This is a genomic window from Streptomyces sp. NPDC002520, from assembly GCF_053595235.1.
Genome location: NZ_JBSFXG010000001.1, coordinates 265,867 through 290,260 on the forward strand (window position 1 = coordinate 265,867; position 24,394 = coordinate 290,260).

The following is a 24,394-nucleotide window of genomic DNA, read 5'->3' on the forward strand; positions in this document are numbered from 1 at the left end:
AGGAGCAGGCACACCATGCGCAAAGGGCAGTACAGGTTCGTCGCGGGATTTCTCCTCATTCCCGTGGCGCTCTACCTGATCTTCGTGATCTGGCCGTACATCCAGACGTTCGGTTATTCGCTGACGGACTGGAAGGGGCAGTCGCAGACCTTCAAGTTCGTCGGACTGGCCAACTACCGGGCGTTGTTCCAGGACGACATCTTCCTGAAGGCCATCTGGCACAACATCCTGTTCCTGGTCTTCATCCCGGTGATCACCATTTTGCTGGCCCTGTTCTTCGCCTTCATGATCAATGCGGGCGGACGCAGCAGGGCGGGCGGAGTGCAGGGCGTCGCCGGATCCGGGTTCTACAAGATCGTCTACTTCTTCCCGCAGGTGCTGTCGCTGGCCATTCTCGCGGTGCTGTTCAACGCGGTGTACCGCAGTGACGGCGGCGGTCTGCTCAACGGTGTGCTGATCAAGACCGGCCTGGTGGACGCCGACAACCCGGTGGAATGGCTGAACGAGCCGAACCTGGTGCTGTGGGCGCTCATGCTGGTGGTGGTCTGGCACGGCGTCGGCTTCTACCTGGTGCTGTTCTCCGCCGCCATGCAGTCCATCCCGAGGGACGTCTACGAAGCCGCGCTGATCGACGGCGCCAACCGCAACCAGTCCTTCTTCCGCATCACCCTGCCGCTGCTGTGGGACACCGTGCAGACCGCCTGGGTCTATCTGGGCATCGTCGCCATGGACATGTTCGTGCTGGTGTCCTCGATGACCGCGAACATGGGCGCCTACGGCGGTGGTCCCGACCATGACAGCGACGTGATGTCGACGGTCATGATGCGCAACTTCCTCTACTACGGGAAGAGCGGCTACGCCTGCGCCATGGGCGTGGTCATGCTGCTGCTCACCCTCGTCCTGTCCGTGGTCACGCTGCGCGCCACCCGCCGCGAGCGCATCGAGTTCTGAGCGGGAGATACGACGATGACTGCACTCAAGGAGACCGCCTCCGCCCCGGCCGAGGGGCCCGTGGCCAAGATGCCCGTCCGGGCCGGCGACCGACGTGGCGAGGGCGTGGTCCTGAACGTCTTCTCGCACGGGTTCCTCGCCCTGTGGGCGCTGCTGATCGTGCTGCCGCTGCTGTGGCTGGTGCTCAGCTCCTTCAAGACCGACGCGCAGATCGGCGGCTCCGCCTTCGGCTGGCCGCACGACTGGTCCTTCGACGTCTTCCGGCGGGCCTGGAACAAGGGCATCGGGGACTACTTCCTGAACACCGTGATCGTACTGGTGTTCTCCGTGCCGCTGACCATGCTCTTCGGCTCGATGGCCGCGTACGTGCTGGCCCGCTACCGGTTCTGGGGCAACCGGGCGCTGTACTACTTCTTCGTCGCCGGCGCGATGTTCCCGGTGTTCCTGGCCCTCGTCCCGCTGTTCTTCATGGTCAAGCGGCTGGACATGCTGAACACCTACCAGGGTCTGATCCTGGTCTACGTCGCCTACTCGATGCCGTTCACCGTGTTCTTCATGCACGCCTTCTTCCGGACCCTGCCCACGGCGGTCTTCGAGGCGGCGATCCTGGACGGCGCCTCGCACACCCGGACGTTCTTCCAGGTCATGCTGCCGATGGCCAAGCCGGGCCTGATCAGCGTGGGGATCTTCAACACGCTGGGCCAGTGGAACCAGTTCATCCTGCCCACGGTGCTCATGCAGCCGCAGAGCGGCGACGACCCCGAGCGCTACGTCCTCACCCAGGGTCTGATCCAGCTGCAACAGCAGCAGGGCTACGCCTCCGACCTGCCGGTTCTCTTCGCGGGTGTCACCATCGCGATGATCCCGATGCTGGTCGTCTACCTGTCCTTCCAGCGCCAGGTGCAGGCGGGCCTGACCTCGGCCACCCTGAAGTAGCGGGACACCCCGCGACCGATCGTGTGCACGCCGCTCCGGGCCTTCGAGGCGGCGTGCACAGCCGCGTCCGGGGTCCCGAAACGGTTCAACCTCTTGACGTAAGTCGCCCCGAACGGCTCAGCTTAGAGTTCACTAGTTGGACATACGCGGGGCCTCGCCGAAGCGGCCCCGCGCTCAGGAGGTCGTCGTGGAGACTCCAGGGTCGCAGTCGTCGCTGCACCGGGCCAACCTGGAGCGGGTCGTACGGGCCGTACGCCTTGCCGGGTCGCTCACGCAGGCGGAGATCGCGAGGACGACCGGCCTGTCCGCAGCGACCGTCTCCAACATCGTGCGGGAGCTGAAGGACGGCGGGACCGTCGAGGTCACGCCCACCTCGGCCGGTGGCCGGCGGGCCCGCAGCGTGTCGCTGAGCGGGGACGCCGGCATCGTGATCGGCGTCGACTTCGGACACGAGCACCTGCGCGTCGCGATCGGGAACCTCGCGCACCAGGTGCTGGCCGAGGAGACCGAGCCGCTGGACGTCGACGCCTCCGCCGCCCAGGGCTTCGACCGGGCGGAGCAGCTGGTCAACCGGCTGATCGCGGCGACCGGGGTGGACCGGACCAAGGTGGCGGGCGTCGGGCTCGGCGTGCCCGGCCCGATCGACGTGGAATCGGGCACCCTGGGCTCCACCGCGATCCTCCCCGGCTGGGGCGGCACCAAGCCCGCCGAGGAGCTGCGCGGGCGCCTCGGCGTCCCCGTGCACGTGGACAACGACGCCAACCTCGGCGCCCTCGGTGAGCTGGTCTGGGGCAGCGGCAAGGGCGTGCGTGATCTTGCTTACATCAAGGTTGCCAGCGGTGTCGGCGCCGGCCTGGTGATCGACGGGAAGATCTACCGCGGGCCGGGCGGAACCGCGGGGGAGATCGGGCACATCACGCTCGACGAATCCGGTCCGGTCTGCCGGTGCGGGAACCGCGGCTGCCTGGAGACCTTCACGGCCGCGCGCTACGTGCTCCCGCTGCTCCGGTCCAGCCATGGCACCGACCTGACGATGGAGGGCGTCGTACGGCTGGCCAGGGACGGAGACCCGGGCTGCCGGCGGGTGATCGCCGACGTCGGACGCCACATCGGCAGCGGAGTGGCCAATCTCTGCAATCTGCTGAACCCGAGCAGGGTGGTCCTCGGCGGTGATCTCGCCGATGCCGGTGAACTGGTGCTCGGGCCCATCAGGGAGTCCGTCGGCCGCTACGCGATCCCCAGTGCGGCGCGTCAACTGTCCGTTCTTCCGGGGGCACTTGGCAGCCGTGCGGAGGTGCTCGGGGCGCTCGCGCTCGCGCTCAGCGAGATGGGTGATTCAACCCTTTTGGACGGCTCTGTGGGGGGCACCTTCCCCGCGGTCGCGCCTGCCTTCACTTAGAAAACGGATGGCACCGTTGCCATCTCGTTAAGGATTTACTTCTTGACGTCGCACGTGTGGCCGAGTTGACTTCCAGCCACCTCGGCCGCAACGACGCGGCCTCGTCAGGGAGGTTCAAAGAGTGAACACGCGTATGCGTCGTGCGGCCTTCGCCGTTGCTGCTGGTGCCATGGCCGTCTCTCTCGCCGCCTGCGGCAGCGCGAAGGAGTCGGGTGGCGGCTCCGCCAAGTCGTCCGACAGCGCCAAGAAGGGCGATGACATCAAGGTAGGTCTGCTCCTGCCGGAGAACCAGACCGCGCGTTACGAGAAGTTCGACCGCCCCTTGATCGAGAAGAAGGTCAAGGAGCTGACGAACGGCAAGGGCAAGATCGTCTACGCCAACGCCAAGCAGGACGCCACGCTGCAGAACCAGCAGGTCGACACGATGATCACCAACAAGGTGGACGTGCTGATCATCGACGCCGTGGACGCCGCCGCCATCAAGAACTCGGTGCAGAAGGCCAAGGACGCGGGCATCCCGGTCGTCGCCTACGACCGCCTGGCGCAGGGCCCGATCAGCGCCTACACCTCGTTCGACAACGAGACCGTCGGCAAGACCCAGGGCGAGGCCCTCCTCAAGGCCCTCGGCTCCAAGGCCAAGTCCGGCAAGATCGTCATGATGAACGGTTCCGTCACCGACCCGAACGCCGCCCAGTTCAAGAAGGGCGCCCACGAGGTCCTCGACGGCAAGGTGAACGTCGGCAAGGAGTACGACACCAAGGAGTGGAAGCCGGAGAACGCCAACTCCAACATGGAGGGTGCCATCTCCGCCCTTGGCAAGAAGAACGTCATCGGCGTCTACTCCGCCAACGACGGCATGGCCGGCGGTATCATCACCGCCCTCAAGGCCGCCGGCATCAAGGTCCCGGTCACGGGCCAGGACGCCGAACTGGCGGGCGTGCAGCGCATCGTCGCCGGTGACCAGTACATGAGCGTCTACAAGCCGTACGCCCCCGAGGCCGCCGCCGCCGCCGAGATGGCCGTGGACCTCGCCCAGGGCAAGCCGCTCGACTCCGTCGCCAAGGACAAGGTCGACAGCCCGACCACGAAGCAGGTCCCCTCGGTCCTGGTCCCGGTCACCGCGCTGACCCAGGACAACATCAAGGACACGGTCATCAAGGACGGCGTCTACACGATCGCCGACATCTGCACCGCGCAGTACAAGGCGGCCTGCGACAAGCTCGGCCTGAAGTAAGCAGTCCCACGGGCCCTTCCGCCCAAGGCGATTCACTCGTGGATTCCCTTGGGCGCAAGCAGGCCCCCACAGCTCCGCCGGCGCCCCGCGCATCAGACAGCCCCGCAAGCTCGGCGCGGGGCGCCGGACGGAACACCCCCCAATTTCTGTACGACCTTCCGCCGGGTCAGGCGGCGAAGGAGATGGTTCACGTGTCCGCTACGCCCGTGCTGGCGTTGCGCGGGGTCTCCAAGCGGTTCGGTGCCGTCCAGGCGCTCACCGACGTAGAGCTTGAGGTCCACGCCGGTGAGGTGGTCGCCCTGGTGGGCGACAACGGCGCCGGAAAGTCCACGCTGGTCAAGACGATCGCCGGCGTTCACCCCATCGATGAAGGCGTCATCGAATGGGAAGGCAAGGCCGTCCAGATCGGCAAGCCGTACGAGGCCCAGAACCTGGGCATCGCGACGGTCTACCAGGACCTCGCGCTGTGCGACAACATCGACGTGGTCGGCAACCTCTACCTGGGCCGGGAGCTGCGCCGTTACGGCGTCCTGGACGAGGTGGAGATGGAGCGCCGCTCCCTCGAACTGCTCACCACGCTGTCGATCCGCATCCCGAGCGTGCGCATCCCGATCGCCTCGCTCTCCGGCGGTCAGCGCCAGACCGTGGCCATCGCCCGCTCCATGCTCGGCGAGCCCAAGCTGGTCATCCTCGACGAGCCCACCGCCGCCCTCGGCGTCGAGCAGACCGCGCAGGTCCTCGACCTGGTGGAACGGCTGCGGGAGCGCGGTCACGCCGTGATCCTCATCAGCCACAACATGGCCGACGTGAAGGCCGTCGCCGACAAGGTGGCCGTCCTGCGTCTGGGCCGCAACAACGGCGTCTTCGAGGTCAAGTCGACCTCGCAGGAAGAGATCATCTCCGCCATCACCGGCGCCACGGACAACGCCGTGACCCGTCGTGCGGCGCGCTCGAACGGGGAGGTTTCCAAGTGACCATCGACAAGACCTCCGCGAACCTCGGCAAGACCCCCGAGGGTCCTGAAGAGACGTCCGCGGTGAAGACCGAGGCCTCGGCCGCGGCGCCCGCCGCGGTCACCGCCGTCGACCCCCGCCTGCTGGTGCGCGAGCACGGCCTCCTCGGGTACTGGACCGAGTTCAAGCAGAAGCTGAAGGCCGGCGACCTCGGCTCCATGCCGGTCGTCATCGGCCTGGCGGTCATCTGGTTGATCTTCTGGCGTCTGAACCCCAACTTCATGACGGCGGGCAACCTGTCCGACATCTCCGTCGCCATGGTCGGCACGGGCATGATCGCCGTCGGCATCGTGTTCGTCCTGCTGCTCGGCGAGATCGACCTGTCGGTCGGTTCGCTCTCCGGTGTCGCGGGTGCCACCTTCGCGGTGCTCAACATCACCCACGGCATGAACGAGATCCTGGCGCTGGTGCTGTCGATCCTCACCGGAACGGTCGCGGGCGCGCTCCAGGGCTTCTTCTTCGCGAAGATCGGTGTGCCGGCCTTCGCGGTCACCCTGGCCGGTCTGCTGTTCTGGAACGGCTTCATGCTCAAGATCCTGGGCGACAACGGCACGATCAACCTGAACAGCGACGGTCTGGTCGCCAAGCTGACCAGCTACTACTTCTCCGACGTGGCCGCCGCCTACGGGCTCGCCGCCGTGGTGACCGTGCTGTTCTTCCTCAGCTCCTTCCTCGGCAACAAGCGCCGCGAGGCCGCCGGCGTGCCGTCCCGGCCGCTGAGCGAGACCGTCCTGCGCACCGGGCTGCTGGCGATCGTCGCCTTCGCCGTGGCGATCGTCTTCAACCAGTACAAGGGCCTGCCGCTGGCCGTGGTGGTCTTCGTCGCCGCGCTGTTCATCACGGACTTCGTGCTGCGCCGCACCGCGTACGGCCGGAAGATCTTCGCGCTCGGCGGCAGCGTCGAGGCCTCCCGCCGTGCCGGTATCAACGTGGACATGGTCCGGATCTCGGTGTTCGCCATCTCCGGTACGTTCGCGGCGATCGGCGGTCTGTTCATCGCCTCCAAGATCGCGTCCGCCAACCAGGGCGCCGGCGCCGGTGACCTGCTGATGAACGCGATCGCGGCGGCCGTGATCGGCGGCACGTCCCTCTTCGGCGGCCGTGGCCGCACCTGGAACGCGCTCCTCGGTGTGCTGGTGATCGTCTCGATCCAGTACGGTCTCGCCCTCCAGGGCATCGCCTCCCCGGTCCAGTACATGATCACCGGTGGCGTCCTGCTGGCGACCGTCGTCATCGACGCGGTGACCCGTAAGACGCAGAAGACCGCTGGTCGCGCGTAACACTCCTCCGCAGGGCCAGTGCCCGGTGCCGTCAAGGTGCCGGGCACTGTCGTGTCCCGCAAATGCTGAAGATTAGACTCTCCAAGCCCGGCAACAGCTCGATCAGCTCAACTGCAAGGAGGCACGGGTGCCGCTGCTGACCCGCATCACGGGACCGCGCGATCTGGACCGGCTCAGCCTGGAGGAGCTGGACCAGCTGGCAGAGGAGATCCGGACCTTCCTCGTCGAGGCCGTCTCCAAGACGGGCGGCCACCTCGGCCCCAACCTCGGTGTGGTCGAGCTGACCATCGCCATGCACCGGGTCTTCCACTCGCCGAAGGACAAGGTGCTGTGGGACACGGGCCACCAGTCCTACGTGCACAAGCTGCTCACCGGCCGGCAGGACTTCTCCCGGCTGAAGATGAAGGGCGGCCTGTCGGGCTACCCGGCGCAGGCCGAGTCCGAGCACGACGTGATCGAGAACAGCCACGCCTCCACGGTGCTCGGCTGGGCCGACGGCATCGCCAAGGCGAACCAGCTGAAGAAGAGGGACAGCCACGTCGTCGCCGTCATCGGTGACGGGGCCCTGACCGGCGGCATGGCCTGGGAGGCGCTGAACAACATCGCCGAGGCCAAGGACCGCCCGCTGGTCATCGTCGTCAACGACAACGAGCGGTCGTACGCCCCCACCATCGGCGGCCTCGCCAACCACCTGGCCACCCTGCGCACGACCGACGGCTACGAGCGCTTCCTCGCCCGCACGAAGGAGCTCCTCGACCGCACCCCGGTCGTCGGAAAGCCGCTCTACGAGACCCTGCACGGCGCCAAGAAGGGCCTGAAGGACTTCATCGCCCCACAGGGCATGTTCGAGGACCTCGGCCTGAAGTACGTCGGCCCGATCGACGGCCACGACATCGAGGCGCTGGAGTCGGCGCTGTCCCGCGCCAAGCGCTTCGGCGGCCCGGTCATCGTGCACTGCCTGACCGAGAAGGGCCGCGGCTACCAGCCCGCCCTCCAGGACGAGGCCGACCGCTTCCACGCCGTCGGCAAGATCCACCCCGACACGGGCCTGCCGATCGCCTCCTCCGGCGCCGACTGGACCTCCGTCTTCGGCGAGGAGATGGTCAGGCTCGGCGAGGAGCGCGAGGACGTCGTCGCCATCACGGCGGCCATGCTCCAGCCGGTCGGCCTCGACAAGTTCGCCAAGCGCTTCCCCGAGCGCGTGTACGACGTCGGGATCGCGGAGCAGCACGCCGCCGTGTCCGCCGCCGGCCTCGCGCACGGCGGGGTGCACCCCGTCTTCGCCGTGTACGCCACCTTCCTCAACCGCGCCTTCGACCAGGTCCTCATGGACGTGGCCCTGCACAAGTGCGGGGTGACCTTCGTGCTGGACCGGGCCGGCGTCACCGGCACCGACGGCGCCTCCCACAACGGCATGTGGGACATGTCGATCCTCCAGGTCGTCCCCGGGCTCCGGCTCGCCGCCCCGCGCGACGCCGACCAGGTCCGCGCCCAGCTGCGCGAGGCCGTCCAGGTCGACGACGCGCCGACCGTGGTGCGCTTCTCCAAGGGCGCCGTCGGCCCCGCCGTACCGGCCGTGGGCCACGTCGGCGGCATGGACGTGCTGCGCGAGCCCGGCACCGACACACCCGACGTGCTCCTGGTCTCGGTGGGCGCCCTCGCCCCGATGTGCCTGGAGATCGCCGGCCTGCTCGACAAGCAGGGCATCTCCACCACCGTCGTCGACCCCCGCTGGGTCAAGCCCGTCGACGAGGCCATGGCGCCCCTCGCCGAGCGCCACCGGGTCGTCGTCACCGTCGAGGACAACAGCCGCGTCGGCGGTGTCGGCTCCGCGATCGCGCAGGCCCTGCGCGACGCGGGCGTGGACATGCCGCTGCGCGACTTCGGCATCCCGCCGCGCTTCCTCGACCACGCCTCCCGCGCCGAGGTCCTGGCCGAGATCGGGCTGACCGCCCCGGACATCGCCCGCCAGGTCACCGGCCTGGTCGCCAAGCTCGACGGCAGGTTCGACCGTACGGCCGCCGAAGTGGACGCCGCGGTGGACTCCGTGGAGCCCGCCCGCGACTGAGCGCTCCGCCAAGCGCCCCGCCGGAAAGCCGGTGCGTCACCCGCGGGTGCGTCGTGGCTGGTCGCGCCGTTCCTCGAGCCCCCTTGGGGCGTTGCCGAACGGCACCGGACTTTCGCCGGACCGGCTCAGCCGGCAAGAGCCTTCACGGGCCGGTTCCGCCACTCCTCCCGGTGGCGGAACCGGCCCGTCTGCGTGAACCTGCCTGTGCCGGGCATACGCATCCCGGCCCTCTCGATCATGTCGAGGACGACAAGCGTGGGAGGTAGGTACGTGAGCAGCACGCTCTTCCGGACGAAGAACGTCGAGCAGTCCATCCGGGACACCGAGGAACCGGAGCATTCGCTCAGAAAGTCCCTCTCCGCCCTCGACCTGACCGTCTTCGGCGTCGGCGTCATCATCGGTACCGGCATCTTCGTGCTGACCGGGCAGGTGGCCAAGAACAACGCCGGCCCCGCGGTCGCCCTGTCCTTCGTCGCCGCCGGTGTCGTCTGCGGTCTCGCCGCGCTCTGCTACGCCGAGTTCGCCTCCACGGTCCCGGTGGCGGGATCCGCGTACACCTTCTCGTACGCCTCCCTGGGCGAGCTGCCCGCCTGGATCATCGGCTGGGACCTGGTCCTGGAGTTCGCGCTGGGCACGGCGGTGGTGGCGGTCGGCTGGTCCGGCTACATCCGCTCCCTGCTCGACAACGCGGGCTGGCACCTGCCCGACTACCTGTCCGGCCGGGACAACGCCACCGGCTTCGGCTTCGACGTCCTCGCCGCCGCGCTGGTGCTGGTGCTCACCTGCATCCTCGTCCTCGGTATGAAGCTGTCCGCCCGGATCACCTCCCTCGTCGTCGCCATCAAGGTGATCGTCGTCCTCATCGTGATCATCGCCGGCGCCTTCTTCGTCAACGCCGGCAACTACAAGCCGTTCATCCCCCCGTCCCAGCCGGTCCCGGCGGGCGGCAACCTCAAGGCCCCGCTCATCCAGCTGATGTTCGGCTGGGCGCCGTCCAACTTCGGCGTGATGGGCATCTTCACCGCCGCCTCGGTGGTGTTCTTCGCGTTCATCGGCTTCGACATCGTCGCCACGGCCGCCGAGGAGACCCGCAACCCGCAGCGGGACATGCCGCGCGGCATCCTCGGCTCGCTGGTCATCTGCACGGTGCTGTACGTGGCCGTCTCCATCGTCGTGACGGGCATGCAGAAGTACACCCAGCTGTCCGTGGAGGCCCCCCTCGCCGACGCCTTCAAGGCGATCGGGCACCCCTGGTACGCGGGCGTCATCAGCTTCGGCGCCGCCGTCGGCCTGACCACCGTGTGCATGATCCTGCTGCTCGGCCAGACCCGGGTGTTCTTCGCGATGAGCCGCGACGGACTGCTGCCGCGCTTCTTCTCCCGGGTCCACCCGCGCTTCAAGACCCCGCACCGGCCGACCATCCTGCTCGGCGTCATCATCGCGATCGTCGCCGGGTTCACCAGTCTGAGCGAGCTGGCCGAGCTGGTGAACATCGGCACGCTGTTCGCCTTCGTCGTCGTCGCGATCAGCGTCGTCATCCTGCGCCGGACGCGCCCGGACCTGCCCCGCGCGTTCCGCACCCCGTGGGTCCCCCTCCTGCCGATCGTGTCGGTGTGCGCCTCGCTGTGGCTGATGCTCAACCTGCCCGCCGAGACCTGGCTCCGGTTCGCCATCTGGATGGTCATCGGCTTCGTCGTCTACTTCTTCTACGGCCGCACGCACAGCCGCCTCGCCCAGGGCGAGAAGACACCGGCGGGCAAGGTCCCCCCGGCGCCGCCCGCGAACGCTCCGTAACCACTCCCGGGCGGGCGTGTAACCCCGCACCGACCTTACGGCACCGTATGTCTCGTTTCGGCTGCGACCGCGGGGCCGGATAGCGTGCTCCCCATGCTCGCCGTCCCCCTCGCCCCCGCACCGACCGTGGCCACCCGGACGGCGTACTGGAGACGGTTGCTGCCCGCGCTCGTGGCCCTGGCCTGCCTCACCCGGATCCCCTCGTTCGTCCGGCCGCTGTGGAACCCCGACGAGGGCTACCTCGCCGTCCAGGCACGCCTGCTCGCCCAGGGCGGCCGGCTGTACGAGACGGTCGTGGACCGCAAACCGCCGCTGGTGCCCTGGCTGTACGAGGCCGCCTTCGCGGTGTGCGGCTCCGGTTCCCTCACCCCGGTGCGGGTGCTCGCGGTCCTCGCCCAGCTGCTCACCGCCGTGCTGCTGGCCTCGCTGGCCCGGCGCCGCTGGGGCGACACCGCGGGCCGCACCGCCGGGGTGCTGTACCTGCTGGTGTCGGTCGGGCTCAGCCCCGAGGACGCGCAGGCCGCCACCTTCGAGGTGTTCATACTGCCCTGCACGGCGGCCGCCCTGTGGTGCGCCGACCGCGGCCGCTGGGGCGCCGCCGGGGCCGCCGTCGCCTGCGCCTTCCTCACCAAGCAGACCGGCGGCGCGGTGCTGGTGCCGGTGGCCTGGCTGCTGCACCAATCGGACACCCCGCGCGGCGGAGCGCTCCGGCTGGCGGCCGGCTTCGCGCTCCCCGTGCTCGCCGTGGCCCAGCTGACGGATCCCGCCGGCTTCCTGTTCTGGACGGTGACCGGATCCACCGCGTACGCCACCTTCACCGGCTCCGAACTCCACGTCCTGGTCCGGGCGTTGACCAACACCGCGATCCTGGCAGTGGCCTGCGCGGGCCTGGTCCCGCCGGTGGTACGGGCCCTGCGTACCGCGGTCACCGCGACGGCCGACCTGTGGCTGTGGCTGGCATCCTCCGTCGTCGCGGTGACCCTCGGCTTCCACTTCTTCGGCCACTACTACCTGCAACTCACCCCGCCCGCGGCCCTGCTGGCCACCGCCGCGCTGCGGACCCTGCCCCGGGAACGGCTGACCGCGGCGCTCGGCACCTCGGCCTGCGCCTGCGCCCTGTTCCTCGCCTGGGGACTGCTCGCCCCCCGCCCCGAACTCGCCCACGCCCAGCGCCTCGCCACCGCCCTCGCCCACCGCACCGGCCCCGACGACCGGGTCCTGGTGTGGGGCATGCACCCGGAGACCTACTGGCTGGCCGGCCGCACCCCCGCCACCCGCTACCTCACCGCGGGCCTGCTCACCAACTACAGCGGCGGCCGCGACGGGCCCGAGGTGGGCGAGAAGTACGCCGTCCAGGGAACCTGGCCCGTCTTCCGCGCCGAACTCGCCGCCCACGCCCCCGCCCTGGTCGTGGACGACTCCCGCGGCAAGCCCTACGCCCCCGACCGGCTCCCCACCCTGCGCCGGCTGTTGTCGGCACGCTACGAGGAGGTGGGCAGGGTGGACGGGGCGGTGCTGTACGCGCGGGTGGTGGGGGAGTAGGGGGAGGGGGACGTACGAAGTCGGGGTGGGGGCGGAGGAGCCGGGCCGCGCGGGGCGGCCGCACGTGCCCTGCGCCCCCTGGCCCGGAATCACCGTATGCCTGTCGCCGGTGGCGGTTCGGCCGATCGCAGTCCGGTCCGCCGGTGTGGCGTGCGGCGCGTGTGTGGGCCCGGCGCTGTTGCCTGCGGTGCGTGTGTGGGCCCGGCGCTGTGGCGGGCGGTGCCGGTGCGGTGCGGCGACAGGCGGCCGTGTCGCGTGTCCTGACCGGCGGGCGGTGCGGGCGTCCGGTGGGCGGTGCCCGGTCAGGAAAGGGCTGTGCGGGGGCCCGCCACCTCGGCTCCCAGCTCGCTCACTCGGCGGCGCAGTTCGCGGTCGGCGGTGATGACCAGGAGGCCCCGGCCGGCGGAGCCGGCGACCAGTTCCACGATGCGGTCGTCCCCGCTGCCGGGCGCCGATTCCACCCGTACCCCGGGCACGGACTCCACACCGCGGGCCGCGCCCTCCACGACCAGCACGATCTCCACCGGATCCGGCCGGCCGGGCAGTCCGCCGGCGGCCAGCCGGTCCCGCAGCCGTTCGGCGGCCCCCTTGCGGTCCCGCCACCAGCCGTCGGGCCGTGAACCGACGACGTTCGCGCCATCGACGATCGCGAGCAACGGGGCGTCCGTGTCCGGGGAACCGGGATCGTCGTCCATGGCACCAGGGTCGCACGCCACCCGCGCGGGAGCACGGCCCGGCGCCCGTGCGGGCAGGCCCATGCCGTGCCCTCAGTGCGTCATCGTGTCGCCCACCGGCGGATGCGCCCGGCCACGGCGGAGGCCGCGCGCTCGCCGGGCGGTCCACCCGCGCGCACCTCGGGGGCGAACTCGGCGTGCGGGAACGGCACGTGGACGGCATCGGCGGTCCGGTCCCACCCGCGCCCGGACGGCCCGCGCCGGATCGGCACCCGCGCCCCGCTCGCCGTCCGCGCGGTGCTGCTGCCGGCCCGGCCGGCCCCGCTGCTGCTCGACCGCGCCGACTGCACCGCCGCCGTACCGCGGGAGCCCGTCAGCGACGAGCGCGAACGCACCGGCATGCTCAGTGACCGGGTGCGCCGCGCGCTCGACGAGGGCGGCGCCCGCCTCGGGGCGGCCGGCGCGAAGCGGATGTGACCACCGTGCGGGGCGCCGGGGCCGGGCCGCGGCGGGGGCGACGGGCGAACTAGAGTGAACCGGTGAACGGCGACTGGCTCATCAGCGGCCGCGACGGTCGGCTCAGTGTCTACCAGCAGTCGGGCGAGGCCGTCCTGTGCCGGGCGGAGCGCGGACCGGGCGGCGCCTGGACCGAGCCGCGCCCGGTGGGCGGCGACCAGACACTGCACCCCGTGCTCGGAGTCGGCCAGGGCGCGGACGGATACGCCCACCTGGTCTCCTGGCGCCCCACGGCCAAGAGCGAGTCGGGCCTCGTGCACTCCACCCACTTCCGCGCGCGCCTCGCCGCCCTGGACTGGAACCCGATCGGCCACCCGAACAAGAAGGGCGACCGCACGGGCACGCCCGCCGTCGCGGTGGACGCGCAGGGCCGCGCCCATGTCTTCGTGCGCAACGCCGAGGGCGGAGTGAGCCTGCTCGCCCAGAAGGAGAAGGGCGGCTGGGAGCCCTGGCGGGACCTGTCGGGCGAGGACGTCCAGGACGGACTGGCGGCGGTGACGGGGGAGTCCGGCAGGGTCGAGCTGTACGCGGCCGCACCGGGCGCCGTCCTGCACTGGTCCCAGGAGGAGCCGGGCGCCCGGCCGGTCCTCCGGGAGACCCTGAAGACCCCGGTGCGCCCCGGCACCCTGCGCGCCCTGGCCACGTCCCCGGAGCGGACGACCCTCTTCTACACCGACACCTCGGGCGGCCTGCGCGCCTGGCGCCCCGGTACCGAGCCGGCCACGCTGCTGGCCGCGGCGGGCCACGGCCCGGTCGCGGCCGTCCGCTGCGAACTCGACGGCCATGACTGCACGCTGCTGGCCCAGCGCTCGGCGAGCGGCCGGGTCTCGTTCGCCGCGTACCCGACGGAACTGGAGTCGGCGGGCGCCTGGTGGACGGAGTCCGGGCCCGAACTGCCCCTGGACGCACGGGTGTGCCTCGCGGTGGACGAGGACGAGCGGGTGGTCGCGGCAACGTTGTCCCCGTCGACCGGCCGGCTTCTGCTGACCCGGCGTAAGGACGAGTCGGGGCTGGCGCTGGAGGCGTGGCGACAGGTGTGACGGCCGGGCGTGCAGGCCATCGTCACACCGCGTTCGTCGAACGTTCGACCTATGATGAGGCGCGCTCGGCCTCCCCGTGCAACAGGTGTTCGGGAATCGGCAGGTCCGTCACGCCGGGCGGTAGGGAAGGGGCGGGTCACGTCATGCGGACCGGATCCGGGCGCGGCGCCGCCCGGCGCAGAGCCGGCGACCACGTCGTCGCACACACGCGCACGACGGAGCGGCACCGGGCCGAGGCGACCGTGTCGGGCCGCTGGCTCGTGCTCGGCAAGGACGGCCGGCTCACCGCCTACGCCCGCACCCGCGCCGGTCTGCTCCGCTGGACCGAATCCCGGCCGGGCGGCCCGCACTGGACGGGCCCCGACTTCTTCCCCGCGGCGGACCTGACCCATCTGTCGGTGGCCCAGGGGGCCGACACCTACGTCCACTTCGTCGGCCGGCGCGAGGTCCCCCGGGGCGAGGGCCCGCCCGCCGTCGACATCGTGCACGCCATCCAGTACCAGACCGGCCGCCCGGTGAGCGAGTGGCGGTCGCTGGGCAACCCGCACAAGGACCGGGAGAAGGCCGCCCGTTTCGGCGTCCCGGTGGCCGCGGTCAGCGCCTCGGGACGCGTGCACGTCTTCGCGCGCAACGCCGGTGGCGGGCTGATGCTGCGCCGTGAGGGGCCCACGGGGAAGTGGGATCCGTGGCAGGACCTCAAGGGCAGCGGGGTGCACGACGGGCCGGCCGCCATCGCCCACGCCTCCGGACGCATCGAGGTGCTGGCGGCCGGCGAGCGGGACGTCATGTGGTGGCGGCAGGCGGAGGCCGACGGCGACTTCCGGCAGGAGCCCAACATCGCGCTGCTGGTGGCTCCGGGCACGGTGTCGGCGCTGGAGACGGCTCCGGACCGGGCGTCGTACTACTGGGCAGACCCCGGCAGCGGCGGCCTCGTCGCCCACCGGCCCGGCGGCTGGGTGATCCCCCTCGGCGGCGCCCCGGCCGGGGACCCCGTCGCGTTGCTGCGCGCGGTGCTCGACGGGTACGACTGCGCGGTGCTGGCCCATCGGGACATGGACGGGCAGGTCGTGCTCGCCGCCTGCGGCGTGGAGAACGAGCAGGCCGGTCTGTGGTGGTCGCCGACCGGCGAGCACGGCGTCGGCGCCCCGGCGCTCGCTCTGGACGCGTACGGCCGGATCGTGCTCGCCGTGATCGCACCGGACGGTGCGCTCCACATCGCCCGCCAGGCCGGCGGACCCGGCCTGGCGCTGTCGCCCTCGGTCCGCGTCTGACGCCTGCTCCGCCCCGGGTCAGGAGGTCGAACCCCCCGTCGCCGGCGACTTCTTCGCCGACTCGGGGACCTCCTGGTCCTTGCGCAGCGCCTGCCACAACCGGCCGGCCTGCGGCTGGGCGGCCACGACGCGGTTGGGGTCCTGGGTGTCGTACCGCACCGGCAGCATGATCGTCTCCATGGTCGACGGATCGACGCCGTTCATGCTGCGCCCGAACTCGGCGAGCTTGGTGAGGGAGGCGAGGCCCGAGTCGGTGGTGAGGGACGCGGTGAGCTGGTCGGCGATCCGGTAGGCCTTGGTGGGGCTGCCCAGCAGGTCCTGCTTCTTGATCTCGCTCAGCAGGGCGATCAGGAACTGCTGCTGGAGCCCGATGCGGCCGAGGTCGCTGCCGTCGCCGATGCCGTGCCGCGTGCGGACGAACTCCAGGGACTGGGTGCCGTCGAGCCGGTGGGTGCCGGCGGTCAGGTCCAGCCCGCTGGACGTGTCGTGGATGTCCTGGTCGACGGTGACGGTGACCCCGCCTATCGCGTCCACCAGCCCCTTGAAGCCCGCGAAGTCGATCTCCACGAAGTGGTCCATCCGCACCCCGGACATCTCCTCGACGGTCTTGACCACACAGGCGGGACCGGCCTGTGAGTAGACGGAGTTGAACATCACACGCTTCGCGGAAGGAAGCGCCGAGCCGTCCTTCGCGGTGCACTCGGGCCGGGTCACCAGCGTGTCGCGCGGAATGCTCACGGCTACGGCCTTGCTGCGGCCCTCGGGTATGTGGATCACCAGCGCGGTGTCGGAGCGTGCGCCGGAGACCTTGCCGGTGCCGAGTGACGCGTTGGCGCCGGACCGTGAGTCGGAGCCGAGGACCAGGAGGTTCTGCCCCGAGGTGGGCAGCTTCTGCGGCCGGTCGTCGCCGATCGCCTTCTCGAGGTCCACGCCCTTGATGTTGCCGTTGAGGCCGCTGTAGAGCCAGTAGCCGACCCCGCCCGCGGCCAGCACGAGCAGGACGAGACTCAGCGCGATCCAGCGCCACACGCGACGGCGCCGCCGTGGCGGCCTGGCCCGGCGGCCCGCCGGCGCACGTCGCGATCTCCGGGGGCCCGTCTCCGTCAGGGCATCCGTCATTGCCTCGGTTCCTCTCTCGTACCGGCTCGATGCCGTGGTCCTCAGGAGCTCAGGGCACGAGTGGGGGGAGAGAGACCGGGCCCGTCTGCGGCGGTGGACAGTTGGCCACCGGTCATCAGACGTTCATGGGGGCGTAAGGGTTGTATGTGTTCTGTGTCATTTCTGGCTGCCTTGACAGCCAGGTAAGCGCTTGATGATGATGGGTCGGTCCTTTGAAGGTTAAATTTTCGGTGTGAACTCGCGACGGCCCGTGCCGTCGCGTTGACGTGGCCGCGCATTCGAGCCGGGGGGCACGAGGGCGAGCGGCTACGCGGTACTCGCCCCTGGCCTGCCCGGCCGGCCGGGGTGAGGAGAGGGAGGGGTGGCTGTGCTGGTGCGTGCGTCGGCCCGTGGAGGGCGAACGGCGTGACGACCGTCTCCGACCACGCCCTTCGGCAGGTGCCCGGCACAACGGGCCCCACCCCGCCGACCGGCGCCGTACGGCAGCGCCCCACCGACACCGGCCCCACCACGGCCACCGCGGAGCACGGCGACGTCTACGTCGAGCCGGGACTGACACCGCTTGCCGCCCGCGAGGCCAACCGCTCCGCGCTCACCGCGCTGCTCGACTTGGAAGGCGTCGCCCACTTCGCCGTCCGTGGCACCGTTGACCACGGCACGGTCGTCGCCGTCGCCGAGGAGGACCGGGACCGCGTGCTCGGCGTGCTGTTCCGCGGGCTGAGCCAGTATCCGGGACACCTCAGCGTGATCGATCCGGACGCGCCCCGGCCGGCCAAGCCCGTCTCCTCCCGCGACCCCAAGGCCTGGCGCGACGTCTCCGGTGCGCGCGTCCTGCAGATCAGCTGGTCCCGCACCGACCCGGGCCGGCACCTGCTGCTCGGGCACGAGTACGGCTGCGCCGTCGAGTTCTGGCAGCGGCAGGGCACGTACCTCCTCGCGCCCCGCGCCAACCGCGCCGCCTGGGCCGTCGCCGCCGACGGCGGGAACGTCCTCGGGTCCGCCCGGCTGTTCAGCCGGTTCGTCTCCGACTGGACCCCGCGCCACCTCGCGCCCCCGCTGCCCACGCGTCCCGAGTTCCTGGTGAACTGCGCGGACGACATCGCCTTCCCCGTCGACGCCGTCTACACCTGGGTCGACGGCAACGACCCCGCCTGGCAGCGGCGCAAGGCGCAGGCGAAGGGCGAGGCCTACCACGCGGAGTCCGCGAGCGACGCCCGCTTCATCAGCCGCGACGAGCTGCGGTACTCGGTGCGCTCCCTGCACCTGTTCGCGCCGTGGATCCGCACCGTCCACATCGTGACCGACGACCAGGTCCCGGCCTGGCTGAGCGAGGACGTGCCCGGACTGCGCATCGCCACCCACCGCGAGATCTTCCGCGACCGCTCGGTGCTGCCCGTCTTCAACTCGCACGCGATCGAGTCGCAGCTGCACCACATCGAGGACCTGGCCGAGCACTTCCTGTACTTCAACGACGACATGTTCATCGGCCGTCCGGTGGCCCCGCACGCCTTCTTCACGCCGAGCGGCACGGCCCGCTACTTCCCGTCACGCAACCGCATTCCGCAGGGCCCGGTCGTGGAGACCGACACCCCGGTCGACGCGGCCTGCAAGAACAATCGCGCCCTGTTGCTGGAACGCTTCGGCAAGGTCATCACCCAGCCGATGGAGCACATCCCGTACGCCCTGCGGCGCTCGGTGATGGAGGAGGCCGAGCGGGACTTCCCCGAGGCCTGGGCACGCACCGCGGCCAGCAGGTTCCGGGCGATGACCGACCTGTCGCCGACCTCGTCCTTCGCGCTCTACTACGCGGCACTGACCGGCCGGGCCCAACCGGGCTCGATGCCCTTCACCTACCTCCAGCTGGCCGTGCCGGACCTGGCGGACCGGCTGCAACGGTTGCTCGACGGCCGGGACCAGGACTCCTTCTGCCTCAACGACGCCTTCTCGACACCCGAGGACATCGAGACACAGACGGAGCTGCTGGACGGCTTCCTCGATTCGTACTTCCCCACACCCAGCCCCCACGAGCGATGAAACGGAGTTCATGACGTGCCGGACCCGACGTCCATGAGCTCCGCGGCCAACGTCTACAAACGCCTCGTTCCCCAGCCGGTACGCTCCGCCGCCGCGACCACGGTGCCCGTGGGCGTCCGGCGCAAGGTCAAGCGGCAGCTCGCCCGCACCCTGAGCCGCCGCGAGGCACGGCTGCACCGCAGGGCCCTGCGCCGGGTGCGCAGGGTGGAGTTCGGTCACTCCGAGCGCCGCACCCAGGCACCCGACGGCAGGGTCGGCCACGTGCACACCGGCCTCACCGTCGACCGGGCCCGCCGGCTCGACCACGACCTGGTCACGCACGCCCTGGACGCCGCCGACATCCCCTGGTTCGCGGTCCCGGCCCTCGACGACCGCCGGATCTGCCTGGCCGTCGACCAGCAGGACAAGGGCGCCGTCCGCCGGGTGCTCCGCGCGCTGCTGGAGGAACACACCGGCTACGTCGTCTCCGTCTCGCCCGCCCAGAACGGCACCCCGGACCTCCCGGGCAGCCATGTCAAGGCGTGGAAGCAGTACGGCAAGGCCAAGGTGATCCGCCTGACCTGGCTGCGCACCGAGCCCACCGGGAACCTCTGGGTGGGCGAGGACCAGGGCATCGAGATCGAGTTCTGGACCGCCAACACCGATCTGCCCGTCGAGCGGCTGATCGGTCCCCGCCCCAACCGGGTCCAGCGTGCCGTGCCCAGTGACGCGCCCGGCGTCGAGATCGGCCTCGACCGGCTGTCCGGCTACTGCGACATCGACGGCGACATGGAGCCGACGATCACGCTGGAGAGCTTCGACGTCCCGCGCCTGGAGGAGATCACCTTCCCCGTGGACGCGGTCCTGCTGTGGCAGCACCCCACCCCGTGGGGCGAGGAACTGCTGCGGGCCGGCCTGCGCTCCCTGCACCAGTACGCGCCCTGGGTCGACGTCGTCCACGTGGTCGCCGAGGCGGAGCCGCCGGCCTGGCTGAAGCCCGGCGACCGGCTCGACGTGCTCCGCGCCCGGCCGGGTTCCGAGTGGCATCTGCACCAACTGCCCGACCTCGCCGACCACTTCCTGCTGCTGCGGCCCGGAGCCCTGTTCGGGCGGCCGGTCCGTCCTTTCGACTACTTCACCCCGCACGGCTCGACCCGTCCCCGGCGCGGCCCCTGGAACGCCGAGGAGTCCTTCTCCCCGTGGACGCGCACCGCGTACTCGGCCACCGGGCGGGTCGCAGCCCACGGCTACGCGCACGGCCCGCAGCCGCACCGTGCCGAGACGCTGGCCCGTCTCATGGAGTCCGGCGCCGCGCCGCTGCCCCTCGACGACGGGCAGCGGCTGCCCGTCGTACCCGGCACGCACCCCCTGGACGGCGTGGTCCACCACGTGGGGCACACCGCCGGACTGGCCGACCCCTCGGGCGAGGCGTCGGTGGCGCTGCACGCGGCGCTGCCCGGCATCGGCACCCAGCTGGAACGCCTCCTGGTCCGCCGCGACACCCAGCAGATCCAGCTCTTCGGCCTCGGCACCGAGGAGGCACGCTTCCACGGTGGCACCACGGCCGTCGTGCGCTTCCTGCACCGCTACTTCCCGGTCCCCAGCGTCTTCGAGCGCGATCACCACACCGACGAGGCGGACAACCAGCCGTGAGCATGGGCAACCCGGAGGCATCCGCCGCGGTCGGGGCGTACCGCAGCCTCGTCCCCGCGGGCCTCAGACGCCGTATCGCACGCCGGGTACCGGTTCGCCTGCGCATGGCGCTCAAGCAGCTGCTGCGCCGACTGCACATCGTCAACCTGGGCGCCCGCCTGGTCCGTGGCGCGCGGGCCCGACGCCGCTGGCCGCACCTGTTCGGCGCGGGGGAGCGGCTCGCCGCCCTCGCCGGGCACGGCGCCCGGATCGCCCTGGTCCGGCCGACCGTGTCCCCGCTGGGCCTGCGCGAGGCCAACCTCGAACTCGTCGTCACCGCCCTGGAGGAGGCGGGCGTCGACTACTTCGCCGTGCGCGGCACCTCCGACTTCCGCTCCTGCCTCGCCGTCGCCGAGGCCGACCGCGACCGGGTCGGCCGAGTACTGGCGCGCTGCGCCGAGCACAGCCCCGTCCACCTGCGCGCCTGCCGCGGTGAGGCCGCGCAGGGCGGCACCGTCCTGGCCGGCTCGCGCGCCGGCGTGCGCCTCGCCCGCAGGGCCGCCGTCCTGCGGGTCGGGATGGTGTGGAGCGACCCGGCAGGCTCCCTGGTCCTCGGTCTGGAGCACGGCTGCGACATCGAGTTCTGGCAGCCCGCGGACGGACGCCTGCTGGCCCCGCGGCCCAATCGCGTCACCGAGGACGTCGCCCTCGACGAGCCCCGGGTCACCGTCCCGATCAGCCGGCTCACCGGCTTCGCCGCCCTGCACACCCGCCGCACCCGCTCGGTGCGCACCATTCGTCCCTGCGCCGATCCCCTGCCCGAGGACGTGCGCTTTCCCGTGGACGTCGTCTACACCTGGGTCGACGGCAGCGACCCCGCCTGGCAGCGGCGGCGCGGCGGGTACGGCGAGGGCGGCTACCACAGCGAGTCGGCGAACGCCGCCCGCTACATCAGCCGCGACGAACTGCGCTACTCCCTGCGCGCGCTGGAGCAGAACGCCCCCTGGGTGCGCCATGTCTACCTGGTGACGGACCGGCAGCGTCCGGCCTGGCTCAACGACAGCCATCCGCGCATCACCGTCGTCGACCACTCGGAGATCTTCGACGACCCGGCCGCGCTGCCCACCTTCAACTCGCACGCCATCGAGAGCCGCCTGCACCACATCAAGGGCCTGTCCGAGCACTTTCTCTACTTCAACGACGACATGTTCCTGGGCAGCCCCGTCACCCCGCAGGACTTCTTCCTGTCCAACGGCATGACCCGCACCTTCTTCTCGCCGTCCCAGGTGCCCCGGTGGGACCCCAGCCCCGTGGACCGCCCGGTCGACGCGGCCGGCAAGAACAACCGGCGCCTGCTGCTGGAGCACTTCGGCACCGCCATCGTGCAGAAGCTGCGGCACGCCCCCTACGCGCTGCGGCGCAGTGTGCTGCAGGAGATCGAGCACGAGTTCGCGCAGGAGCACTGGAACACCTCGCACAGCAGGTTCCGCAGCGCCACCGACATCTCCATCCCGTCCTCGCTGTACCACTACTACGCCTACTTCACCGGCCGAGCCGTCCCCTCGAACATCACCTTCGCCTACCTCGACCTCGCCAAGCCGGAGATCCAGCGCCGGCTGGGCATCCTGCTGGCCCGCCGCGACCGGCAGGCGTTCTGCATCAACGACACCCTCTCCGACGGCCACGACGTCGACCGCCAGACGGAGATGCTCAACACGTTCCTGCGCGCCTACTACCCGGTGCCGAGTCCCTTCGAGCGCAAGGAGGGCGAGGTCCGGTGAAGATCTCCTTCCTGATCAACAACATCTACGGCATCGGTGGTACCAACCGCACCGTCATCAACCTCGCCGAGGCGCTCTCCGTCCGCCACGACGTGGAGATCGTCTCGGTCTTCCGGCGCGCCACCGCCACCAAGTTCGAGATCTCCCCGCGCGTCGCCGTGCGCGCCCTCGTCGACCTGCGCCCGGGTTCCGCCGACCGCGGTGCCGCCGGCAGCGACGAACCCAGCGAGGTCGTGCCGCGCCAGGAGGAGTTCTCCGCGCAGTACAGCAGGTTCACCGACAGCCGCATCATCCGTGACCTGCAGAAGACGTCCGCCGACGTGGTGGTCGGCACCCGGCCCAGCCTCAACCTCTTCGTCGCGGCCCACACCCGCGACGGCGCCCTGCGCGTCGCCCAGGAGCACATGACCCACCTGGCCATCCCGCCGGCGGTGCGTGCGGAGATGGCCCGGGTCTACCCGCGGCTGGACGCGATCACGACGGTCACCGAGGCCGACGCCCGCTCCTTCATGGAGAACACGCCGATCCCCGGCATCCCCGTGGTCGGCATCCCCAACAGCGTTCCCGAGCCGTCCGTCGCGCCGTCCGACTGCTCGCGCAAGGTCGTCGTCAGCGCGGGCCGCATGCACCGGATCAAGCGGTACGACCTGCTGATCCGCGCCTTCGGCAGGCTGGCCGAGGAGTTCCCCGACTGGCAGCTGCGCATCTACGGCGACGGCGGCGAGGCCGGCAAGCTGCGCGCCCTGGTCACGGAACTGGGCCTGACCGGGCGGGTGTTGTTCATGGGCGGCTTCTCGCCCATCGAGTCCGAGTGGGCCAAGGGCTCGATCGCGGCCGTCACGTCGAGCGCCGAGTCGTTCGGCATGACGCTGGTCGAGGCGATGCGCTGCGGCCTGCCCGTGGTCTCCACCGACTGCCCCGTCGGCCCCCGGGAGATCCTGGCCGACGGCGAGGACGGCTTCCTCGTGCCCAACGGCGAGGTGGAGGGCATCGTCTGGGGCCTGCGGCGGCTCATGGCCGACGAGCCGCTGCGCCGCACCATGGGCGCCGCCGCGCTGCGCAACGCGGCCCGCTTCGACCCGTCGGCCGTGGCCGACCGCTACCTGGAGCTGTTCGAGGACGCGGCCCGCCGCCGCGCCGCCGCCCACCGCGGCTACCGAGCCCCCGCCGGGCCCCGCAGGGCCGGAGCCGACCAGCTCACCGTGGCGCCGGTCTCCCTCGGCGCGGCCACCGTGGACGTCACCGCCGCCGACGCGGGCTGGCTGCGCTTCTCCGCCGACGGGCCCGCCGAGGGCCGCCGCCGCTGGCAGTTCGTGCTGCGCCACAAGCCCTCCGACGGCGACCGCCGCCCCGACCTCCCGCTGCGCACCTCCCGCACGGACCTGGACAACGGCGGTACCCGCTACACGGCCGTCCTCACACCGACGGCCCTCGACGAACTCGGCGACGGACGCTGGCAGGTGACGATGAGCGCCCCCAAGTCCTCGCCCGTTCACATGAAGGCCGGCGTCCGCGACACCCGCGCTCTCATCGACGCCCGCGCCCGCCTGATCGCCCGCCCCCCGGCCGGCCCGGTCGGCTGGAACCTGCCCTACGCGCAGCCCAACGGCCGGCTGATGCTGCGCACGGTGCTGCGCGAGGAGCACGTCGAGTGCACCGGCGTGGAGGCCGGCGACGGCGCGATCACACTGTGGGGCGTGCTGTGCGGGGGACGCCGGATCGAGCCGGGCGCCCTGTTCACCGTCAGCCGCCGTGGCCGGCACGGGCACAGCTTCTCCGTGCCCGTCCAGGGCCTGGGCCGCCAGTCGTTCCGCGCCGAGGTGCCGCTGCGCCGCGTCGTCGACCACCGTCTGGAGCGCTGGGAGGACTGGGACTGGTGGCTCCAGCCCGACCCCTTCGAGCGCCGCAAGGTGCGCATCTGCCACCTGCTGGAGGACTTCCCCGACGTCAAGGGCGCGTACGTCTACCCGTCCGTTCCACTGACGGGCGACGAGGCCTCCGAGCACGTCGTGGTCTACCCGGCCCGCCCCGTGTGGGTACGGCCGTACTGTTCGGTGTCGGGGGCCATGGCGATGAACGTCGTGGACCGATGAGCCGGACCACACCGACGACCCCGGTGAACACCATGCCC

Annotated in this window: 18 protein-coding genes; 16 read left to right on the forward strand and 2 right to left on the reverse strand. The window is 71.1% G+C overall.

Annotated features, from left to right (window positions below; all coding sequences use genetic code 11):
• Positions 1-15: 15 nt before the first annotated feature.
• The 9 genes from ACWD5D_RS01035 to ACWD5D_RS01075 all read left to right on the forward strand — a co-directional run bounded on the left by ACWD5D_RS01035 (position 16) and on the right by ACWD5D_RS01075 (position 12,217).
• Positions 16-951, forward strand: a complete 936-nt coding sequence (locus tag ACWD5D_RS01035) for a carbohydrate ABC transporter permease (RefSeq protein ID WP_451370658.1) — start codon at positions 16-18, stop codon at positions 949-951.
• A gap of 15 nt (positions 952-966) precedes the next feature.
• Complete coding sequence (locus ACWD5D_RS01040) at positions 967-1,887, forward strand: carbohydrate ABC transporter permease (RefSeq protein ID WP_451370659.1); 921 nt, start codon at positions 967-969, stop codon at positions 1,885-1,887.
• A 187-nt stretch (positions 1,888-2,074) separates the two neighbouring features.
• Positions 2,075-3,286, forward strand: a complete 1,212-nt coding sequence (locus tag ACWD5D_RS01045; RefSeq protein ID WP_451370660.1) for an ROK family transcriptional regulator — start codon at positions 2,075-2,077, stop codon at positions 3,284-3,286.
• 133 nt (positions 3,287-3,419) lie between these two features.
• Positions 3,420-4,520, forward strand: a complete 1,101-nt coding sequence (locus tag ACWD5D_RS01050) for a substrate-binding domain-containing protein (RefSeq protein ID WP_451371013.1) — start codon at positions 3,420-3,422, stop codon at positions 4,518-4,520.
• 182 nt (positions 4,521-4,702) lie between these two features.
• Positions 4,703-5,494, forward strand: a complete 792-nt coding sequence (locus ACWD5D_RS01055; RefSeq protein ID WP_451370661.1) for an ATP-binding cassette domain-containing protein — start codon at positions 4,703-4,705, stop codon at positions 5,492-5,494.
• Positions 5,491-6,813, forward strand: a complete 1,323-nt coding sequence (locus ACWD5D_RS01060) for a sugar ABC transporter permease (RefSeq protein ID WP_451370662.1) — start codon at positions 5,491-5,493, stop codon at positions 6,811-6,813. Before ACWD5D_RS01055 ends, ACWD5D_RS01060 begins: the two co-directional genes overlap by 4 nt.
• 127 nt (positions 6,814-6,940) lie before the next feature.
• Positions 6,941-8,881: a 1-deoxy-D-xylulose-5-phosphate synthase gene (gene dxs / locus ACWD5D_RS01065; RefSeq protein WP_451370663.1), complete on the forward strand. Its 1,941-nt coding sequence runs from the start codon at positions 6,941-6,943 to the stop codon at positions 8,879-8,881.
• Positions 8,882-9,151: 270 nt separating this feature from the next.
• Positions 9,152-10,675, forward strand: coding sequence for an amino acid permease (locus ACWD5D_RS01070; protein ID WP_451370664.1), 1,524 nt, complete (start codon positions 9,152-9,154; stop codon positions 10,673-10,675).
• Between the two features lie 93 nt (positions 10,676-10,768).
• Entirely contained in the window at positions 10,769-12,217 is a 1,449-nt protein-coding gene (locus ACWD5D_RS01075; protein WP_451370665.1) for an ArnT family glycosyltransferase, read from the forward strand.
• Between the two features lie 302 nt (positions 12,218-12,519).
• Here the strand turns inward: ACWD5D_RS01075 and ACWD5D_RS01080 are convergent, their stop codons facing one another.
• The gene (locus ACWD5D_RS01080) at positions 12,520-12,912 is read right to left on the reverse strand and encodes an NTP pyrophosphohydrolase (protein WP_451370666.1); all 393 of its coding nucleotides are present in this window, start codon (positions 12,910-12,912) and stop codon (positions 12,520-12,522) included.
• 75 nt (positions 12,913-12,987) lie between these two features.
• On the opposite strand from ACWD5D_RS01080, the gene ACWD5D_RS01085 reads away from it, so the two are divergent.
• The 3 genes from ACWD5D_RS01085 to ACWD5D_RS01095 all read left to right on the forward strand — a co-directional run bounded on the left by ACWD5D_RS01085 (position 12,988) and on the right by ACWD5D_RS01095 (position 15,718).
• Positions 12,988-13,368 (forward strand): hypothetical protein, encoded by a 381-nt coding sequence (locus ACWD5D_RS01085; RefSeq protein WP_451370667.1) that lies wholly within the window; start codon positions 12,988-12,990, stop codon positions 13,366-13,368.
• A gap of 62 nt (positions 13,369-13,430) precedes the next feature.
• A complete protein-coding gene (locus tag ACWD5D_RS01090; RefSeq protein ID WP_451370668.1) occupies positions 13,431-14,447 on the forward strand; it encodes a hypothetical protein in 1,017 nt (338 codons plus the stop codon).
• A 143-nt stretch (positions 14,448-14,590) separates the two neighbouring features.
• The gene (locus tag ACWD5D_RS01095; RefSeq protein ID WP_451370669.1) at positions 14,591-15,718 is read left to right on the forward strand and encodes a hypothetical protein; all 1,128 of its coding nucleotides are present in this window, start codon (positions 14,591-14,593) and stop codon (positions 15,716-15,718) included.
• 18 nt (positions 15,719-15,736) lie between these two features.
• On the opposite strand, the gene ACWD5D_RS01100 is transcribed toward ACWD5D_RS01095, so the two are convergent.
• Positions 15,737-16,837, reverse strand: coding sequence for an LCP family protein (locus tag ACWD5D_RS01100; RefSeq protein ID WP_451370670.1), 1,101 nt, complete (start codon positions 16,835-16,837; stop codon positions 15,737-15,739).
• A 405-nt stretch (positions 16,838-17,242) separates the two neighbouring features.
• Between ACWD5D_RS01100 and ACWD5D_RS01105 the strand changes: the two genes are divergently transcribed.
• From ACWD5D_RS01105 to ACWD5D_RS01120, 4 genes are read left to right on the forward strand one after another with little or no spacing between them, the layout of a single operon-like run.
• Positions 17,243-18,871 carry a stealth family protein gene (locus ACWD5D_RS01105; protein WP_451370671.1) on the forward strand — a complete coding sequence of 543 codons (1,629 nt, stop codon included), beginning with the start codon at positions 17,243-17,245 and terminating at the stop codon, positions 18,869-18,871.
• Between the two features lie 15 nt (positions 18,872-18,886).
• A complete protein-coding gene (locus tag ACWD5D_RS01110) occupies positions 18,887-20,503 on the forward strand; it encodes a sugar phosphotransferase (protein ID WP_451370672.1) in 1,617 nt (538 codons plus the stop codon).
• A complete protein-coding gene (locus ACWD5D_RS01115) occupies positions 20,500-22,263 on the forward strand; it encodes a stealth conserved region 3 domain-containing protein (protein WP_451370673.1) in 1,764 nt (587 codons plus the stop codon). Before ACWD5D_RS01110 ends, ACWD5D_RS01115 begins: the two co-directional genes overlap by 4 nt.
• Positions 22,260-24,356, forward strand: coding sequence for a glycosyltransferase family 4 protein (locus tag ACWD5D_RS01120; protein ID WP_451370674.1), 2,097 nt, complete (start codon positions 22,260-22,262; stop codon positions 24,354-24,356). The genes ACWD5D_RS01115 and ACWD5D_RS01120 overlap by 4 nt, the downstream gene beginning before the upstream one ends.
• Positions 24,357-24,394 lie beyond the last annotated feature (38 nt).

Excerpts from the sequence above, each read along its gene's own strand:
- ACWD5D_RS01035 (WP_451370658.1), top strand. The coding sequence starts at position 16 with ATGCGCAAAGGGCAGTACAGGTTCGTCGCGGGATTTCTCCTCATTCCC.
- ACWD5D_RS01040 (WP_451370659.1), top strand. The coding sequence starts at position 967 with ATGACTGCACTCAAGGAGACCGCCTCCGCCCCGGCCGAGGGGCCCGTG.
- ACWD5D_RS01050 (WP_451371013.1), top strand. The coding sequence starts at position 3,420 with ATGCGTCGTGCGGCCTTCGCCGTTGCTGCTGGTGCCATGGCCGTCTCT.
- ACWD5D_RS01055 (WP_451370661.1), top strand. The coding sequence starts at position 4,703 with ATGGTTCACGTGTCCGCTACGCCCGTGCTGGCGTTGCGCGGGGTCTCC.
- ACWD5D_RS01075 (WP_451370665.1), top strand. The coding sequence starts at position 10,769 with ATGCTCGCCGTCCCCCTCGCCCCCGCACCGACCGTGGCCACCCGGACG.
- ACWD5D_RS01080 (WP_451370666.1), bottom strand. The coding sequence starts at position 12,912 with ATGGACGACGATCCCGGTTCCCCGGACACGGACGCCCCGTTGCTCGCG.
- ACWD5D_RS01095 (WP_451370669.1), top strand. The coding sequence starts at position 14,591 with ATGCGGACCGGATCCGGGCGCGGCGCCGCCCGGCGCAGAGCCGGCGAC.
- ACWD5D_RS01100 (WP_451370670.1), bottom strand. The coding sequence starts at position 16,837 with ATGACGGATGCCCTGACGGAGACGGGCCCCCGGAGATCGCGACGTGCG.